Raw genomic sequence first — 16,669 nt, 5'->3', positions numbered from 1 at the left:
GCCACCCCGGCGCCACCAGTCGACTCAGACGATCACGCTGGCTCCCGGCACCGGACCCGAGGCCCGTCGCGTCGCCCGCACCGTGGGGACCTTGGCCAGGGCCGCCGCCAGATCCATCGCGGCCGCCTCGTCGCTGGCCAGGAAGGCGCAGGTGGGGCCCGACCCCGACACCACGCTGCCCAGGGCGCCGGCAGCCATCCCCGCCGCCAGGGTCTCCCCCAGCTCGGGACGCAGGCTGATCGCGGCGTCCTGCAGGTCATTGCACAGCGCCTTGCCGAGCGCGGCGGCATCACCCTGCGCCAGGGCGGCGGCGATCTGCGGGGGGATCTCGGTGCTGGTGGGTTCGCCGGACTGAGCCACGAGCTCGTCGAAGCGCCGGAAGACCGCAGGGGTCGAGAGGCCCTCGTCGGCGAAGGCCAGCACCCAGTGGTACTGCCCGCGGCTGATCATCGGCACCAGCTGGTCACCGCGGCCCGTGCCGATGGCATTGCCACCCAACAACGGGAAGGGAACATCGGAGCCCAGCTGCGAGGCCAGGGCGTGCAGGTCGTCGGGAGTGGTGTCCAGGTCCCACAGGATCGAACAGGCCAGCAGGGCGCCCGCCGCGTCGGCAGATCCCCCGGCCATGCCGCCCGCCACCGGGATGGACTTCTTCAGGTGGAGCCGCACCCCCAGCCCGGGGTGCCCATGGCGCTCGGCCAGCAAGGCGGCGGCCCGGCAGGCCAGGTTGGTGTGGTCCAGCGGCACCTCGTCCAGGCCGTCGTCCGCCATGGTCAGCGAGACCTCACCGGCCGCGCCGGGAACCGCCACCACCTCGTCGAAGAGGTTCAGCGCGTGGAAGACCGTTCCCAGCGGATGGAATCCGTCGGGTTGCAGCGGCCCCACGCACAGGGCCAGGTTCACCTTGGCGGGGACCCGAACCCGAACCATCTGGTTGGGGTCGCCAGCCTGCTTGTTGTGCATCGCTTCCACGACGCGAACCTAGCCCAAAGCGGGTGTCCACCACACGTCCGACGCCACCGCGTGGGGTCAGCGCTGGGCCAGCAGCTCCGCGATCCGGGCGAAGTCCTCGATGGTCAGCACCTCGCCACGGGCCTGCGGGTCGACGTCGGCCGCCACCAGGACCTCGCTGGCCGCGGCCGACGAACCGCACATGCCGGCCAAGGCGGCGCGCAGCATCTTGCGGCGCTGCGCGAAGGCGGCATCCACCACGGCAAAGACCTGCTCCCGGGTGGCGGTGGTCTGGGGCGGGTCGCGACGGATGATGCGCACCAGCCCGGAATCCACATTGGGCACCGGCCAGAAGACCTTCGGCGGCACCGTGCCCACCCGCGTCGCCTCGGCATACCAGGCCATCTTGACGCTGGGAACGCCGTAGATCTTGCTGCCGGGCTTGGCCACCAGGCGATCACACACCTCCAGCTGCACCATCACCAGCCCGGTGCGCCAGGAATCGAAGCGCTGCAGCAGGTGCAGCAGCACCGGAACCGAGACGTTGTAGGGCAGGTTCGCCACCAGGGCGGTCACGGGATCACCGTCGAGCTCGTTGACCAGCAGCGCGTCGGAGTGCACCACCGACATGCGGCCGTCGGCCTCCGGCATCCGCTCCGCGACGGTGCGCGCCAGCCTCGGCGCCAGCTTCTCGTCGATCTCGATGGCGGTGACGGCCGCACCGGTCTCCAGCAGCCCAAGGGTCAGGGAGCCCAGCCCCGGCCCCACCTCCAGCACCACGTCGTCGGCGCCGATACCGGACAGCTGCACGATGCGTCGCACCGTGTTGGGATCGATCACGAAGTTCTGCCCGCGCTGCTTGGTGGGCTTCAGGTCGAGCTCGGCGGCCAGGGCGCGTACCGAGCGCGGATCCAACAGACCGGTCTCAGGCATCGTCGTCTCCCCAGCTGCCGCCGAAGGCCTCGACGGTGTTGTTGCGCACCTGGCGGCACAGCTCGTCCAGTTCCATGCCCAGCACGTCGGCCATGAAGCGCAGCGTGTGCGGCACCAGGTAGGGCGCATTGGCCTTGCCGCGTGCCGGCACCGGGGTCAGGTAGGGCGCGTCGGTCTCCACCAGGATCCGTTCACGCGGAGTGACCTTCAAGGCCTCGGACAGGTACTGGGCGTTCTTGTAGGTGACGACACCGGGGAAGCTCAACCACAGGCCGCGCCCCTGCCCGTCATGGGCCAGGCAGGCGCGGGCGAAGTCGGCATCGCCGCTGAAACAGTGCATCACGGTGCGTTCGGGCAGCTCCTGCGTCCCCAGCACCCGCAGCAGGTCCTGATGGGCCTCGCGGTGGTGGATGACCAGGGTCTTCTCGTGGCGTCGCGCCATCTCGATGTGCGCGACGAAGCTCTTCTCCTGCACCGCCTGGGCCTCGGCGTCGGTGGTGCGGTAGTGGTCCAGGCCCGTCTCGCCGATGGCGCGCACCTGCGGGTCGGCGGCCAGCTCGTCGATGGCGGCGATGTCCTCGTCCAGCGTCGTGCTGCGGGCGGCGTCATTGGGGTGCATCGCGACGGCGGCCACCACCTGCGGGTAGCGGGTGGCGAGCTCCACGGCGGTGCGCGAAGAGGCGACGTCACACCCCACCTCCACCACACGATCGACTCCGACGGCCGCCGCGGCGGCAAGGTTCACCTCGACCGACAGCCCGGAGTACTCGCGGGTGGAGTCCAGGTGCGTGTGCGAGTCGATGGTGGGGCTGGGCAGCGGCTCCGGGAGCGGTGGCAGTTTCAGCTCTGCGAGCCGTGCGGGGATGTCCATGGGTGCCATTCTCTCGGACTGCGACGGTGGCTGTCGAAGCGCCACGATGATTGCTCACAGGTCTTGGTCAGACTTGCGTTGCAATGCCTGTGCACAAGTCTGACCAGTACGGGTGACCAGCCCACTCAGCGTGCGTCGAGCGCCGCCTGGTAGAGCTGCTTCTTGTTGGCTCCGGTGAGCTTGGCCACCTCGGCCACCGCCGCCGAGAGCTTCTCCCCCTCGGCGATGCGCCGCTGCACCAGGGCCAGGGCGTCCTCGGCCGAATCACGCTCTGGTGCGCCCTGCACGACGACGCAGATCTCGCCCCTGGCATGGTCCTGCGCCCAGCCGGCCAGCTCTGCCAGCCCTCCCCTGACCACCTCTTCGTAGGGTTTGGTGAGTTCGCGACAGACCGCGGCCGGACGCTCCTGCCCCAGGGCTGCGGCGCAGTCGGTGAGGAAGTCGGCCAGTCGATGGGGCGCCTCGAAGAAGACCATGGTGCGCGGTTCGGCGGACAGTTCCTCGAGGCGGCGTCGGCGCGGGCCCCCGCTGCGGGGCAGGAAGCCCTCGAAACAGAAGCGGTCCACGGGAAGGCCAGAGACGGCCAGGGCGGTGAGGACCGCGCTCGGCCCGGGCACGCAGGTCACCTCGTGGCCGGCCTCCAGCGCGGCGCGCACCAACCGGTAGCCCGGGTCACTGACCGAGGGCATGCCGGCGTCGGTGGCCACCACCACATTGCGCCCCTCCCGCAGGTCGGCGAGCAGTTCGTCGGTGCGGCTGGCCTCGTTGCCCTCGAAGTAGCTCACCACGCGCGCACCGGTGGTAATGCCGAGCCGACGCAGCAGGGTGTGGAAGCGACGGGTGTCCTCCGCGGCGATCACCTCGGCATCAGCCAGGACCGCCTTGAGGTTGTCCGAGGCGTCGACGCTGGAGCCGATCGGGGTGGCGGCCAGCACCACACGTCCCCTGCCATCGGCGTCGGGTGCCAGCTGCCGGGCCAGGGGCGCATGGTCTTGTGCGGATGTCTGCTCGCTCACCACTCCATTGTGACCGACGCCACGGCAGTGACCACGGTCACACATTGGCTGAAGAGTTGCCCAAGAAGGACCCCTGCGCACACCCCTTCCCCACACCAGAACCCCTGTGCTGCCTAGGCTCCGGAACATGCTTCCGGGGGGAAGCGCGGCATCCGGGGGGATGTCATGACACGGAATTTCGGGGGAAATTCATGCATTCAACAATGCGCACCCGTTCGGGTCTCGCTGTTGCAGCAGTCCTCGGTCTGGCCAGCACCGCCGCAGTCCTGACCCCGGCCTTCGCCGACGACGCAGTCGCCGATCCAACCGCAGCGAGCACTCCGGCAGTCGCCAGCACTCCCACCGCCACGCCCGACGAGACCAGCGCTCCCGCCGCGCCGGTTGCCACCGAGCAGAGCACTCCCACCGGCACGACGGGTGATGCTTCCAACCTCGAGGCCACCCCGTCCACTCCGGCGCCCGTGGCAACCTCCGAACCCGTCACGTCGCCCGCGCCGGCGGCCCCGGCCAGCGAATCACCGGCCCCGACGGCCACCTCCCAGGCCAAGGTCAAGGCGGCCGCCGACGCCAGCTGCACCGCGGCGCCGGTCACCGACCCGATGACGGTGACGGTGGAGACCGACGGCGAGGTCAACGCCTGGGAGCAGGTGAGCTTCCGCTTCTCCGGGAGCATCTCCGACGGCCACTGCGCCGGCGACCAGTTGAGCTTCGCCATCCCGGAAGGTCTGTCGGTGCCGGACGGTGCCAGCTTCAACCTGAACACGCCCAGCGGCGTGAAGGCAGCCATTATGACCGTCGCCGACGGCCGCATCGTCGTGACGCTGAGCGACTTCGTCGAGTCGCACACCGACGTCACCCTCTCGGGCTGGCTCAAGGCCTCCGTCGAGAGCACCGTCACGCCTGGCGAGACCAAGGAGTTCGTCTGGGACGTCAACGGCAAGACCAGCCGCACCCCGATCCAGGTGGTCGAGTGCCCCGACTGCAATGTGATGCCCAGCAGGCTGAACAAGTGGGGTTGGTACAACTCCGAGGGACACCTGGTGATCACCCTGCAGCTGCCCACCGCCACCACCGAGAACCAGCAGTACAGCTGGGCCGACGAGCTGACCAGCGCCGGTCAGTCCTTTGCATGCCCGGTAACACCCACCGTGCAGACCTGGAGCGAGGTGGACGTCTGGGGCGAGCCGGTGAACTCCACCTTCGATTCACGCGCCGAGGTGACCGAGTGCGACCAGGACTCCCTGGCCGGCACCATCACGCTGCCCAAGGGCACCGCGGCTCGCATCCTGTTCCCGGTACAGGTGACCGATGAGCAGATCCAGGAGTGGACCGACAAGGGCACCGTCACCACGCTCGGCACCACCAGCGATTCGAATGCCACGGTGAACACCTGGGAAGGTGGCGGCGACGCCGACGGCCGTGTCCCCGTGACTCCCACTCCGGAACCGACCCCGGAACCCACGCCCGAGCCGACCCCGGAACCCACGCCGGAACCGACGCCCGAGCCGACCCCGGAACCGACCCCGGAACCGACGCCCGAACCGACTCCTGAGCCCACGCCGGAACCCACACCCGAGCCGACCCCGGAGCCCACGCCGGAACCGACCCGGACCCCGGCCCCGGAAGGCACCCCTGTTCCCGAGACCAGTCCTGTTCCCGAGACCAGCCCCGCTCCCGAGACCACCCCGGCTCCCGAGCGGCCGGCGCCTTCGGGCGACGACCAGATGCACCGCCCCGGCGCGCTGCCCAAGACTGGCAATGCCGACCAGGTTGACGTCTCGACCACCAGCATGAGCCTGCTGGCACTGGGCTTCATCGGCGCCACCCTGACGGCACGTCGCAGGCACTTCTGACACCCCTGGGGCGCAGCCGCGGCTGCCAGACAGCACTGCCGGACCCGATCGCACGCGCGGTCGGGTCCGGTGCTTTGTCCCACCCGCCACCTAGGATGTGCCCCGTGACCGAAGCCAGCCACAGCCACACCACCATCGCCACGCGCCCCAGCGTCGTCGAGAAGCTCTACGACGGCCCCGGCAGCGATCGGGCGATCAGCTGGCTCGTCACCTTGGCAATCACCGTCTTCGCCTTCGTGCTGCGCTGGGTGGACCTGGCACGCCCCAAGAACCTGGTCTTCGACGAGACCTACTACCCCAAGGAAGCCTGGACCATGCTCCACTTGGGCTACGAGGGCACCTGGCCGGACGTGCATCCCGGCACCAAGACCAAGATCAACGACGCCATCGCCCAGGGCCTGACCGACGGATGGAATGCCGATGCCTCCTTCGTCGTGCATCCCCCGCTGGGCAAGTGGCTCATCGCCGTCGGTGAGTACCTGTTCGGCATGAACTCCTTCGGGTGGCGGTTCAGCTCGCTGGTGGCCGGCACCCTGTTGGTGATGGTCACCATTCGGCTGGCCCGACGGCTGTCACGCTCCACCCTGGTGGGCGGCATCGCCGGCGTCCTGCTCAGCTTGGACGGCCTGGCCTTCACCATGAGCCGCATCGGCCTGCTCGATATCTTCCAGGCCTTGTTCATCGTCTCGGCCGTGGCCTGCGTCGCGGCCGACCGGGACTGGTTCCGGCACCGGCTCGCCGACCACCTGGTACGCACCAACCGCCAAGACCTGGGCGGCAGTTTCGGACCGCTGCTGCTGTGGCGTCCGTGGCGGCTGCTGGCCGGGGTGATGTTCGGGCTGGCCTGTGCCGTGAAGTGGAATTCGATCTTCGTGCTGGCCACCATGGGCATCCTGTCGGTGGTCTGGGACTGGAATGCGCGACGTCTGGCCGGCGCGGGGCCGCGCGCCTGGACCTCACTGCTGCGTGACGGGCTGCCCGCCTTCGTCTACCTGGTGGTGGCGGCGGTCCCCGTCTACCTGGCCACCTGGACCGGCTGGTTGACCACGCATGGCGGTTGGGGCCGTGGCTGGGGAGCCGAGCACCCCGACCACTGGACGGTGAAGCTCTTCGGGGCTCCCCTGGCCTCCCTGTGGCAGTACCACGTGGACATGTACAACTTCCACACCGGTGAAGGCATGATGACCGCCACCCACACCTACGAGGCCAATCCCTGGGGCTGGTTGCTGATGCAGCGCCCGATCGGCATCGACGCGGTCAACGACATCAAGCCCGGCGTCGACGGCTGCCAGGCCGTCAATGACACCTGCCTGCGCGTCATCTCCGGCGCCGGCACCCCGATCCTGTGGTGGATGGCCGCCATCGCCCTGGTGGCCGGCCTGGTGGTGTGGATCGCCGGCCGCGACTGGCGCTTCGGGCTGCCCATCCTGGCGATGGCCAGCACCTACCTGCCCTGGTTCCGCTACGCCGACCGCCCGCTGTTCTTCTTCTACGCCATCTGCATCATCCCGTTCACCGTGATCATCCTGGCCATGTGGTTGGGTCGACTGATCGGGCCGGCCGACGGGCCGAACCGGCGTCGCGGCGCGTGGCTGGCCGGGGGCGCCGTCGCACTGGTGGCGGCCAACTTCGCCTTCATCTACCCGATCCTCACCGACGCCCTGCTCACCCGGAAGCAGTGGCTGGCACGGATGTGGTTCAAGAGCTGGATCTGACCGGATCTGCCGGCAGCGTCGCCGCGCCCCATCCGCCTCCCTAGAATGAGGCGGACGCGAGTGCGTCCGGAACAGGAGATTCGCGTGATCTGGAAGCTGCACGGCAACGGCCAACTGCAACCCGGTGCCGTCGTCGCACCCGACGAACGCCTCAGCTGGGGCAAGACCATCGGGCTGGGGGCGCAGCACGTGGTGGCCATGTTCGGCGCCACCTTCGTCTTCCCCCTGCTGATGGGGCTCAACCCGCAGCTCGCGGTGATGATGAGCGGCATCGCCACCCTGCTCTTCCTCTTCCTCACCAAGAACCAGGTGCCCAGCTACCTGGGCAGTTCGGCCAGCTTCGTCGGCGTGGCCACCGCCATCTACACCATGGGCGGCAACCCGGCCCACGTCTCGGGTGCGCTGCTCACCGTGGGCCTGGCGCTCTTCCTGGTGGGCGTGGTGATCCACATCGCCGGCGCGAGGATGGTGCACCGGGTGCTGCCACCGGTGGTGACCGGCGCCGTGGTGATGCTGATCGGGTTCAACCTGGCCCCGGTGGTCGCCAAGACCTACTGGCCGCAAGACCAGTGGACCGCCTTCATCGTGATGCTGGTGGTGGTCTTCCTGTCAGTGGGCCTGCGCGGCTTCCTGGGCCGCATCGCGATCTTCCTCTCGTTGATCTTCGGCTACCTGCTCAGCGCCGTCTTCGACCAGGCCTTCGGTCCGGTCACCCGAGTCGTCGACGGTGAGCCGGTGCAGGCCTACCGCGTCGACTGGAGCAAGGTGCACGAGGCCGACTGGTTCGGCCTGCCTCCCATGACCGACCTGGCCACCTGGACCCATGGCGGCGCCAACAATGTGCTGGGCTTCCACCTGCCCCAGTTCCACCTGGCCTACATCTTGGTGGCGCTGCCCGTGGTGATCGCGCTGATCGCCGAGAACACCGGGCACGTCAAGGCCGTGGCAGAGATGACCGACAAGAACCTGGACGGCTCGATGGGCCGGGCGATCATGGCCGACGGCGTCACCTCGATGATCGCCACCGGTGCTGGCGCGGGGCCCACCACCACCTATGCCGAGAACATCGGCGTCATGGCCGCGACCCGCGTCTACTCCACCGCCGCCTATGTGGTGGCGGCGCTGGTGGCGATCGGCTTCGGCTTCTCCCCCAAGTTCGGTGCGGTCATCTCCGCGACCCCGGGAGGCGTGCTGGGCGGCATCTGCGTGGTGCTCTACGGCATGATCGGCCTGTTGGGCGCCAAGATCTGGAAGGAGAACCACGTCGACTTCGGCAATCCGGTGAACCTGGTCCCGGTCGCCGCGGGCATCATCATCGGCGTGGGCGACGTGTCTCTGCACGTCACCGAGAACTTCACCCTGGGCGGCATCGCGCTGGGCACCCTGGCCACGGTCATCCTGTGGCACGCCTCCAGGGCCATCGCCCCCAAGTACCTCTCCGATGCCGCCGGCGGCGCCAACATCATGGTGGACACCCCGGGCATCTACACCGTCGAGGGCGAACAGGACGAGCCCTACGAGAAGTACGACCCCACCAAGAAGGTTCGCCCGCTCGACTGAGCACCTCCCGGCCGGGTACTGCTGCAACTAGAGAGCTGGCGGCCCTTCATTGCCATAGTGGCAATGAAGGGCCGCCATCTCTCTGTTTGCGTACGGGTCGTCAGGTATTCGCGCGCCGGGTGAGGGCCAGCCGCACGAGGATTCCGACCGCGAGCACCGCCAGGCCCACCGCGATCGAGCGCCAGGGCAGGGTGGCCACCAGCACCAGGCACAGCACCATGCCCAATCCCTGCAGGGCTCGCGGATAGCGACGCCCCTCGCTCTGGTGCCAGGCAGCGGTATTGGCGACGAAGTAGTAGAGCAAGACCCCGAAGCTCGAGAAGCCGATCGCCCCACGCAGGTCGGTGGTGAGCACCAGGACGGTGACCACCACTGCCAGCGTCAGCTCGGCGGTGCGTGGCACCTGGTGCTTCGGCTCGATCGTGGCCAGGGCTCGGGGCAGGTCGCCCCCGCGAGCCATCGCCAAGGAGGTGCGGCCGATGCCGGTCATCAGGTTCAGCAGGGCCCCCAGCGCGGCAGCTCCGGCCCCGAAACGGACCGCCGGGCTCGCCCAGGAGGCCCCCACCGTCTGCACGACGGCGGCCAGGGGTGCGTTGCTGCTGGCCAGGGCCCCGGCACCCAGCACGTGCAACAGGGTGAGCGCGACGGCCAGGTAGATGAGCAGTGCAATGCCCAGTGCCAGCACGATGGCGCGGGGAATGGTGCGCTCGGGCTCGGTGACCTCCTCACCCATCGTCGCGATGCGGGCGTAACCGGCGAAGGCGAAGAAGAGCAGCCCGGCCCCCTGCAGCACACCGAAGGCGTCGGCGTGCAGGGGTTCTGCCGGGGTTGTGGGGGCATCGGAGGCCCAACCGATCACGACCACCAGCGCCAGCACCACGATGACGATCCCCGCCAGCAGACGGGTGAGCTTGGCGGTGCGGGTGATGCCTCGCAGGTTGGCGGCCGCCAGCGCCCAGACCAGCAGCGCGGCGGCGGGGCGTTGCCAGGCCTGCGGCACCAGGTAGTGGGCGGCGGTGAGTGCCATCGCGGCACACGAAGCGGTCTTGCCGATCACGAAGCACCAGCCGGCCAGGAAGCCCGGCCATTCACCGAGCTCCTCGCGCCCGTAGAAGTAGGTACCGCCACTGGTCGGATAGCGGGCCGCCAGCTGGGCCGAGCTGGTCGCATTGCAGAAGGCGACCACCGCGGCGATGGCCAGACTGACCAGCAGCCATTCGCCAGCGGCGCGGGCGGCCGGCACGAAGGCGGCGAAGACCCCCGCACCGAGCATGGAGCCCAGGCCGATCGTGACGGCGTCGGTGAGGCCGAGGCGACGGGCAAGGGCGGGTGCGGCACTGGTCATGCGCGGCAGGCTAGGGCTTTCGGGCAACGGGAGGATGAACGACCACCCCGCCCTATTTACACGGTTTATTCCTTGTATAGTGATCGGTGTGGAGGAACCCCTCCCACCCCGCCGTGACACAGACCAGGAGAGTCATGATCGCCACCAGCACCACCCTCGGAGACCTCGTCGCGCAGGACATGCGCCGGGCCCGCATCCTGGAGCAGTACGGTCTGGACTACTGCTGCAACGGACAGCGCAGCCTGGCCCAGGCCGCAGAGACGGCCGGACTCGACGCCGACCGCCTGGCCCACGAGCTGGACCTGCCCGAGGCCCCGGCCGACCAGCCTGCCCAACCACTGGCCAATGCCGCCTTGGCCCACGACATCGTCGACACCCACCACGCCTATCTGTGGCAGGAGATGCCCCGGCTGCAGGCTCTGGTGGACAAGGTCTTCCAGGTGCACGGCGAGAAGCATCCCGAGCTGGCACGGGTCCGCGAGGCTTACACCGCGGCCGTCGCCGATCTGGAGCCACACCTCACCAAGGAGGAGCGGGTGCTCTTCCCGGCCATCAGCAAGCTCGAGAAGGCGCAGGCACCGGTCGCCTTCCCCTTTGGCAGCCTGGCGAATCCCATTCGCCAGATGATGAGTGAGCACGACGTCGCCGGTGACCTGTTCAAGGAGATGCGCGAGCTCACCGACGGCTTCACCCCGCCCGAGGGCGCCTGCAATTCCTACCGGGCCATGCTCACGGGCCTGGACGAGATGGAACGAGACCTGCACCTGCACATCCACAAGGAGAACAACGTGCTCTTCCCGCAGGTGCTGCGGATGGAGCAGCGGATCAACGCCCAGCAGGCCTGACCGGCACACCACCCACCACCTCCAGCTGGCAGGAAACCCATGAACCACTCCTCCTCCGCGGCCGTGACACCCCGCACCGGAACCCGACGATCCCCGGTCAGGGAGCTGCGCCACGACCCCGACGACCGACCCTTCATCGTGATCTGGGAGGTGACTCGGGCCTGCCAGCTGGCCTGCGCGCACTGCCGGGCCGATGCCCAGCAACGCTTCCACCCCGACCAGCTCACCGTCGGCCAGGGCAAGGCCCTCTTGGACGACATCGCCCAGTTCGGCAAGCCGACCCCCATCGTGATCCTCACCGGCGGAGACCCCTTCGAACGCACCGACCTGGAGGAATTGGTGGCTCACGGCAACCGACTGGGCCTGTCGATGGCCTTGTCACCCTCGGTCACCGCGAACTTCACCGCCCAGCGGCTGGCGAGCCTGCGTGCGGCGGGCGGCAAGGCGATCTCCTTGTCACTGGATGCCGCCCACGCCGAACTGCACGATGCCTTCCGCGGCTTCTCCGGCACCTATGACGCCACCCTGGCGGCCGCACGGGTGGTGAACGAGGCCGGATTCCGGCTGCAGATCAACTCCACGATCACCCGCCGCACCGTCACCGAACTGCCAGACCTGATGGTGCAGGTCAAACAGATGGGTGCCCACCTGTGGTCGCTGTTCTTCCTGGTGCCCACCGGACGCGGCCAGGCCCTGCAGGCGCTGGATGCGCAGGAGAACGAGGACGTGCTGCAGTGGGCCCACGACGTCAGCGGTTACATCGCGATCAAGACCACCGAGGCACAGGCCTACCGGCGGGTGGCGATGCAGCGCGACACCGACGACGCCCCACCCCACGGCGCGCTCTATGACCAGCTGATGGCCCGCACGCTGGAGTTGGTGACCCCCGCAGACTTGGAGAATCGGCGCCCGCGGCCGCCACTGGCCACCAATTCCGGGCGTGGCTTCGTCTTCATCGACCATGTGGGCGACGTGTACCCCTCGGGATTCCTGCCCCACCATTGCGGCAACGTGAAGTCCGAATCCTTCCGCGGGATCTACCGCAATTCGCCGGTGATGCTCTCGCTGCGACGCCCCGACGCCTTCCACGGCAAGTGCGGGGTGTGCCCCTTCAACCAGGTCTGTGGTGGGTCTCGGTCGCATGCCTACGCCGTGACGGGAGACCTGTTGGCCTCCGATCCCACCTGCGCCTACGTTCCACCGCGCTGGCTCGCCGAGCACGACGGCGACGACCCGATCACCGGGGCCCGCAGTCGTCCCATCCCCCTCGACCTCGAGGCGGCAGCCAGCACGGCACCGGCAGCCACCAACGTCCGCGCCGCGGCGGATCACTGAGCAAACACCACTGGGCAGGGCGCCGTGGCCCCGGCAGCCACGCCTGCATGACGGCCTGCCACCATGGAGCCATGGGTGATCTGGTCATCGGCGACGACGGACGGGCCAGGCCGCTGTGGGCCTCGCAGGACGAGCTGTTGCGCTCCTATTACGACACCGAGTGGGGCATGCCGGTGCGCGACGAGCGTGGCCTGTTCGAGCGGTTGAGCCTGGAGGCCTTCCAGTCGGGCTTGAGCTGGGTGACGATCCTGCGCAAGCGGGAGAACTTCCGGGAGGCCTTCGCCAACTTCGATCCCGACGCCGTGGCCGCCTTCGGCGAGGCGGACCGGGAGCGCCTGCTGGCCGATGCCGGGATCGTGCGCAACCGCCGCAAGATCGACGCCACGATCACCAATGCCCGGGCCACCGTCGCGCTGCGTGACCATGGCGGGTTGGCCGAGTTCATCTGGGCCTTCCAACCGAGCCAGACTCCGGCCCCACGGACGGCCAGCGAGGTTCCCACGCAGTCACCGGAATCGGTGGCCCTGTCCAAGGCCTTGAAGCAGGCCGGTTTTGCGCACGTCGGCCCGACGACGATGTTCGCGCTGATGGAGGCGGTGGGCATCGTCGATACCCACCTGGTGGGGTCCTGGCGACGAGGAAGCTCCGGCATCTGGAGCTGATCCCTCGACAGGCTCGGGGAACGAGAACCCCTCGACAGGCTCGGGGACCGGGAATGTGCACTCGGGGAACGAGAACCCCTCGACAAGCTCGGGGACCGGAAATCTGCGCTCGGGGACCGAGAACGGTGGCCGAGCCTGTCGAGGCCTCAGGCGGCGCGGGGGAAGAGCCGCGGCAGGATGTCGGCCAGCGTCACCACTCCGGCGAAGGCACCGTTGTCGGTGACCACGGCCAGCTGGGTGCCGTTCTCACGCATCTCGTGGAAGGCCAGGTGGAGGGGCTTGCGACGGTCCACCACATAGGGGCTGTTCGCCAGGTCTGCCACCGGGCGATCGTTCGGCTCACCGAGCGTGTCGCGCACGTGGACCACGCCGGTGACCTGCTCCCCCTCGGTGAGCAGCACGCGCATGTGGCCTGCGGCCAGCGTGGCGGCCTGTACCTCGGCGACGGTGGCCCCCGAGGACACCTGGGTGGGGGTGTTCTTGCGGCCCTCGATCAGCGAACCCATGGTGAGGGTGCCCATGTCCAGGGCATAGGTGATCGAGTCTCCGTAGGACTCCTCCAGGGTTCCGACGTCGGTGGAGTGCGCCACCAGCGAGCGCAGCCCGTCGCGGTCCTGCACCTCGTCCATCTCGTCCACCGGCTCCACCCCGGCTCGTCGCACGCACCAGTTGGCCATGTTGTTCAGGGCCCGCAACAGCGGTCGGGTGAGCCACAGGAAGCCGCGCATGGGCACCGCCAGCATCACCGCCGACTTCTCGGGGTGGGCGATGGCCCACGACTTGGGCGCCATCTCCCCCACCACCAGGTGCAGGAAGGTGACGATCACCAGCGCCAGCACGAAGGCAATCACGTCGGCCATCGCGCTGGGCAGGCCCAGGGCCGCCATCGGTCCCACCAGCGCGTGGTGAACGGCGGGCTTGGTGATGGCGCCCAGGGCGAGGGTGCAGATGGTGATGCCCAGCTGTGATCCGGCCAGCAGCAGGGTCAGCTCGGACGACGAACGCAGCGCGGCCCGCGCGGAGGCCGAGGTGGCGGCTGCATCCTCCAGGCGGTGCCGCTTGGTGTTGATCAGACTGAACTCCACCGCCACGAAGAAGGCGCTGAGCACGATGATGGCGATGGTGATCAGCGTCACGGTGAGCCCGTTCATCGGATCTCCTCCTCATGCTCGGTGGTGTTCGGCTGGGGCGCGGCGGTGGCGCCGGAGGTGGACGGATCGCCGCTGAGGGTGAGCCGGACGCGCGCCGGGACGTGGCGTTCCAGGTCGAGCACCTCGATGTCCAGGGTGCGCGGGCCCTCCTCGGCCAGGTTGTCGGGCAGCGGCACGCGCACCACGTCGCCGTCCTCGGGCAGTGACCCCAGGTGCGCGATGGCCAGGCCGCCGATGGTCTCGGCGTCACCGTCGGGCAGGTCGATCCCCAGGGCGCGTTCCACCTCGTCGGTGTGCACGTCTCCGTCCATCACCCAGATGCCGTCGTCGGGCACCGGCACATAGTGGGGCTCGTCGGGGTCGTGCTCGTCGGTCAGCTCGCCGACGATCTCCTCGGCCAGGTCCTCCACGGTGATGATGCCGGTGAAGCCGCCGTACTCGTCGATGACGCAGGCCAGCTGCTGGCCTGCCTCGTCGAGTTCACGCAGGCAGTCGGGCAGGCTCATCAGTTCGGGCACCACCACGGCGGGACGCACCAGCTCACGCACCGAGGTCTCGGGTTCTCCCTGCCAGGCCAGCAGGTCCACCAGGTCCAGGACACCCAGGATGTCGTTGTCGTCGTCGATCACCGGGTAGCGGGTGTGCCCGGTGCGCATCGCCTCGCGTGCCTCGGCAACCGTCGTCTCCGGGCGCAGGGTTGCCGTCTGGGCGCGGGGAATCATGGCGTGGTCGACGTTCTCCTCGGGAAAGTCCAGAATGCGATCGACCATCAGCGACAGTTCTGGCGGCAGGTCTCCCGACGTGCGCGAGGCCTCCACCAGGTGCTGGATGTCGCGGGCATTGGCGGCGTGCTCCACGTCGTGCACCGGTTCGATCTTGACCGCGCGCAGCAGCAGCTCGGCCGCCTTGTCGAAGACGGTGATCATGGGCCCGAAGATGGTCAGGTAGAGCTTGGTGGATCCGGCGAGCCGGTCGGAGACCTGGTCGGGGCGCGCGATCGCGTAGTTCTTGGGGAAGAGTTCCCCGAAGACCATCTGCACGACGGTGGAGACCGTCATCGCGATCACCGCGCCAACGCCCACCGAGACGGCACGCGGCACCCCCACGCCGCCCAGCAGCTGCGAAAGTCCGCCACCGATCATCGGTTCGGCCACGTAGCCGACCAGCAGGCCGGTAACGGTGATGCCCAGCTGGGCCCCCGACAGCATGAAGGAGGTGCGGCGGGTGATGTCCAGGGTTCGGCTGGCCCGATCGTCACCAGCGCGGGCGCGTGACTGCAGTCGGGACCGGTCCACCGCCATGAAGGCGAATTCCTGGGCGACGAAGTAGCCCGTCGCCACGGTGATGAGCAGGACGATCAGGACTCCGAGCAGGAGTGATATGAGGGGAGGCATGGTCCTTGTGACGGTAGAGGTGCGGGAAGCATCCAGTTAAGCCGACGATTTCCTTCCACTCAATCACCGCCACCGCGCAAGCTTCGCTACGGTCAATGGGGATCCTGATCTCTGGACGGTGGAGGAGCAATGCAGGCCGAGTTCGACAACCGGGATCGCTGGCTGGTTCCGCTCTCGCTGTGGGGATCCTTCCTCGCCAATGACGGCGAGGAATGGCTGACGATGGCACCCACCACGGGCCTGCCCCAGACCCACGTCGACGTCGGGATCGCGACGATGGGCGTGCTGCTGGGCGCGGCCACCCTCGACGGGATCCGAACCCGGGGACGCGGTTGGCTCTACCAAGACGTCCAGCTCGTCTTCGGTGCCCACGGGGTTGGTCATATTGCGGGCAGCGTCCTCCTGCGCCGCTACACGACGGGCGTTGCCACCGCGCCCACCGTCGTCCTGCCCCAGTGGTGGTGGTCAACCACCCGACTGCGACGCACTGGGGTTCCCCGCACCTCACACCTGCCGCGCGCGATGGCCGTCACCGGCGCCTGGCTGGCCATGGCGCACGCACTCGGGGCCTGGGCCGCCAGACGTGACCGCAGCGAGAGCGGCGTGCGAAGCAAGAGGTGGTGACGGGGTCAGAAATCGAAAGAACCCCGCATGCCCGGAAACGTTCTTCCTGGTCAGCGAGGTTTCTTGTTGGTGGACCTACGTAGAGAGTTTGACAACTTTGGCTCCGCCGCCCGTACCGTGTGTTCGCGCTGGTCACGAGGGGTTTACCGGACATCGAAGCGGCCGTCGGAACCCTGCGTTGTGGACTCCCGGGGTCAGTCTGTTCGCTCACTTGGGATGGCTCAAACTCTTCTGACCGACACTGAAGTCGACGAGCTGGTCGCTGCCTACGAGGCTGGCGCGACCCTGCGCGGGCTCGCCAAGCAGTTCCATATCCACCGTCTGACCGCGGCAGCTCATCTCGCCCGCCGCGGTGTTCCCGTTCGCCGCGCGGGCCTGGACTCTGGGCAGGCCAAGGAAGCCGCCCGGCTGTAC

General features: G+C 68.7%; 14 protein-coding genes. 7 read left to right on the top strand and 7 right to left on the bottom strand.

The genetic code is table 11. From position 1 onward, the window contains the following. Positions 1 to 24: 24 nt before the first annotated feature. The 4 genes from ACOAMO_RS08000 to rsmI all read right to left on the bottom strand — a co-directional run bounded on the left by ACOAMO_RS08000 (position 25) and on the right by rsmI (position 3,723). Entirely contained in the window at positions 25 to 963 is a 939-nt protein-coding gene (locus ACOAMO_RS08000) for a 4-(cytidine 5'-diphospho)-2-C-methyl-D-erythritol kinase (RefSeq protein WP_420176988.1), read from the bottom strand. Positions 964 to 1,029: 66 nt separating this feature from the next. Next, the gene (gene rsmA / locus ACOAMO_RS07995; RefSeq protein ID WP_420174287.1) at positions 1,030 to 1,884 is read right to left on the bottom strand and encodes a 16S rRNA (adenine(1518)-N(6)/adenine(1519)-N(6))-dimethyltransferase RsmA; all 855 of its coding nucleotides are present in this window, start codon (positions 1,882 to 1,884) and stop codon (positions 1,030 to 1,032) included. After that, positions 1,877 to 2,755, bottom strand: coding sequence for a TatD family hydrolase (locus ACOAMO_RS07990; protein ID WP_420174286.1), 879 nt, complete (start codon positions 2,753 to 2,755; stop codon positions 1,877 to 1,879). Before ACOAMO_RS07990 ends, rsmA begins: the two co-directional genes overlap by 8 nt. A gap of 125 nt (positions 2,756 to 2,880) precedes the next feature. Further along, positions 2,881 to 3,723: a 16S rRNA (cytidine(1402)-2'-O)-methyltransferase gene (rsmI, locus tag ACOAMO_RS07985; RefSeq protein WP_420176987.1), complete on the bottom strand. Its 843-nt coding sequence runs from the start codon at positions 3,721 to 3,723 to the stop codon at positions 2,881 to 2,883. A 251-nt stretch (positions 3,724 to 3,974) separates the two neighbouring features. Here rsmI and ACOAMO_RS07980 point away from each other — a divergent pair, with 251 nt between their 5' ends. From ACOAMO_RS07980 to ACOAMO_RS07970, 3 genes are all read left to right on the top strand, one after another. Next, positions 3,975 to 5,624, top strand: coding sequence for an Ig-like domain-containing protein (locus ACOAMO_RS07980; RefSeq protein ID WP_420174285.1), 1,650 nt, complete (start codon positions 3,975 to 3,977; stop codon positions 5,622 to 5,624). 95 nt (positions 5,625 to 5,719) lie between these two features. Further along, complete coding sequence (locus ACOAMO_RS07975; protein ID WP_420174284.1) at positions 5,720 to 7,339, top strand: dolichyl-phosphate-mannose--protein mannosyltransferase; 1,620 nt, start codon at positions 5,720 to 5,722, stop codon at positions 7,337 to 7,339. 84 nt (positions 7,340 to 7,423) lie between these two features. Further along, on the top strand, positions 7,424 to 8,899 hold the full coding sequence (locus ACOAMO_RS07970; RefSeq protein ID WP_420174283.1) for a uracil-xanthine permease family protein: 1,476 nt from the start codon (positions 7,424 to 7,426) through the stop codon (positions 8,897 to 8,899). A 100-nt stretch (positions 8,900 to 8,999) separates the two neighbouring features. Here ACOAMO_RS07970 and ACOAMO_RS07965 read toward each other — a convergent pair whose 3' ends face one another. Further along, positions 9,000 to 10,244 (bottom strand): APC family permease, encoded by a 1,245-nt coding sequence (locus ACOAMO_RS07965; RefSeq protein WP_420174282.1) that lies wholly within the window; start codon positions 10,242 to 10,244, stop codon positions 9,000 to 9,002. 134 nt (positions 10,245 to 10,378) lie between these two features. Here ACOAMO_RS07965 and ric point away from each other — a divergent pair, with 134 nt between their 5' ends. From ric to ACOAMO_RS07950, 3 genes are all read left to right on the top strand, one after another. Continuing rightward, positions 10,379 to 11,089, top strand: coding sequence for an iron-sulfur cluster repair di-iron protein (gene ric, locus ACOAMO_RS07960; RefSeq protein WP_420174281.1), 711 nt, complete (start codon positions 10,379 to 10,381; stop codon positions 11,087 to 11,089). Positions 11,090 to 11,128: 39 nt separating this feature from the next. Next, entirely contained in the window at positions 11,129 to 12,424 is a 1,296-nt protein-coding gene (locus ACOAMO_RS07955; RefSeq protein ID WP_420174280.1) for a TIGR04053 family radical SAM/SPASM domain-containing protein, read from the top strand. Positions 12,425 to 12,495: 71 nt separating this feature from the next. After that, the gene (locus ACOAMO_RS07950; RefSeq protein ID WP_420174279.1) at positions 12,496 to 13,086 is read left to right on the top strand and encodes a DNA-3-methyladenine glycosylase I; all 591 of its coding nucleotides are present in this window, start codon (positions 12,496 to 12,498) and stop codon (positions 13,084 to 13,086) included. 146 nt (positions 13,087 to 13,232) lie between these two features. On the opposite strand, the gene ACOAMO_RS07945 is transcribed toward ACOAMO_RS07950, so the two are convergent. Together ACOAMO_RS07945 and ACOAMO_RS07940 are read right to left on the bottom strand one after the other, a co-directional pair. After that, on the bottom strand, positions 13,233 to 14,237 hold the full coding sequence (locus ACOAMO_RS07945; RefSeq protein ID WP_420174278.1) for a CNNM domain-containing protein: 1,005 nt from the start codon (positions 14,235 to 14,237) through the stop codon (positions 13,233 to 13,235). Then, positions 14,234 to 15,631, bottom strand: a complete 1,398-nt coding sequence (locus ACOAMO_RS07940) for a hemolysin family protein (protein WP_420174277.1) — start codon at positions 15,629 to 15,631, stop codon at positions 14,234 to 14,236. The genes ACOAMO_RS07945 and ACOAMO_RS07940 overlap by 4 nt, the downstream gene beginning before the upstream one ends. Before the next feature lie 129 nt (positions 15,632 to 15,760). Here ACOAMO_RS07940 and ACOAMO_RS07935 point away from each other — a divergent pair, with 129 nt between their 5' ends. Beyond that, on the top strand, positions 15,761 to 16,255 hold the full coding sequence (locus ACOAMO_RS07935) for an HXXEE domain-containing protein (RefSeq protein ID WP_420174276.1): 495 nt from the start codon (positions 15,761 to 15,763) through the stop codon (positions 16,253 to 16,255). The last annotated feature ends 414 nt before the right edge of the window (positions 16,256 to 16,669 follow it).

The organism is Luteococcus struthionis (assembly GCF_048595755.1).
Classification (GTDB): domain Bacteria; phylum Actinomycetota; class Actinomycetes; order Propionibacteriales; family Propionibacteriaceae; genus Luteococcus.
This window is presented reverse-complemented; position numbering and strand designations above follow the sequence as displayed.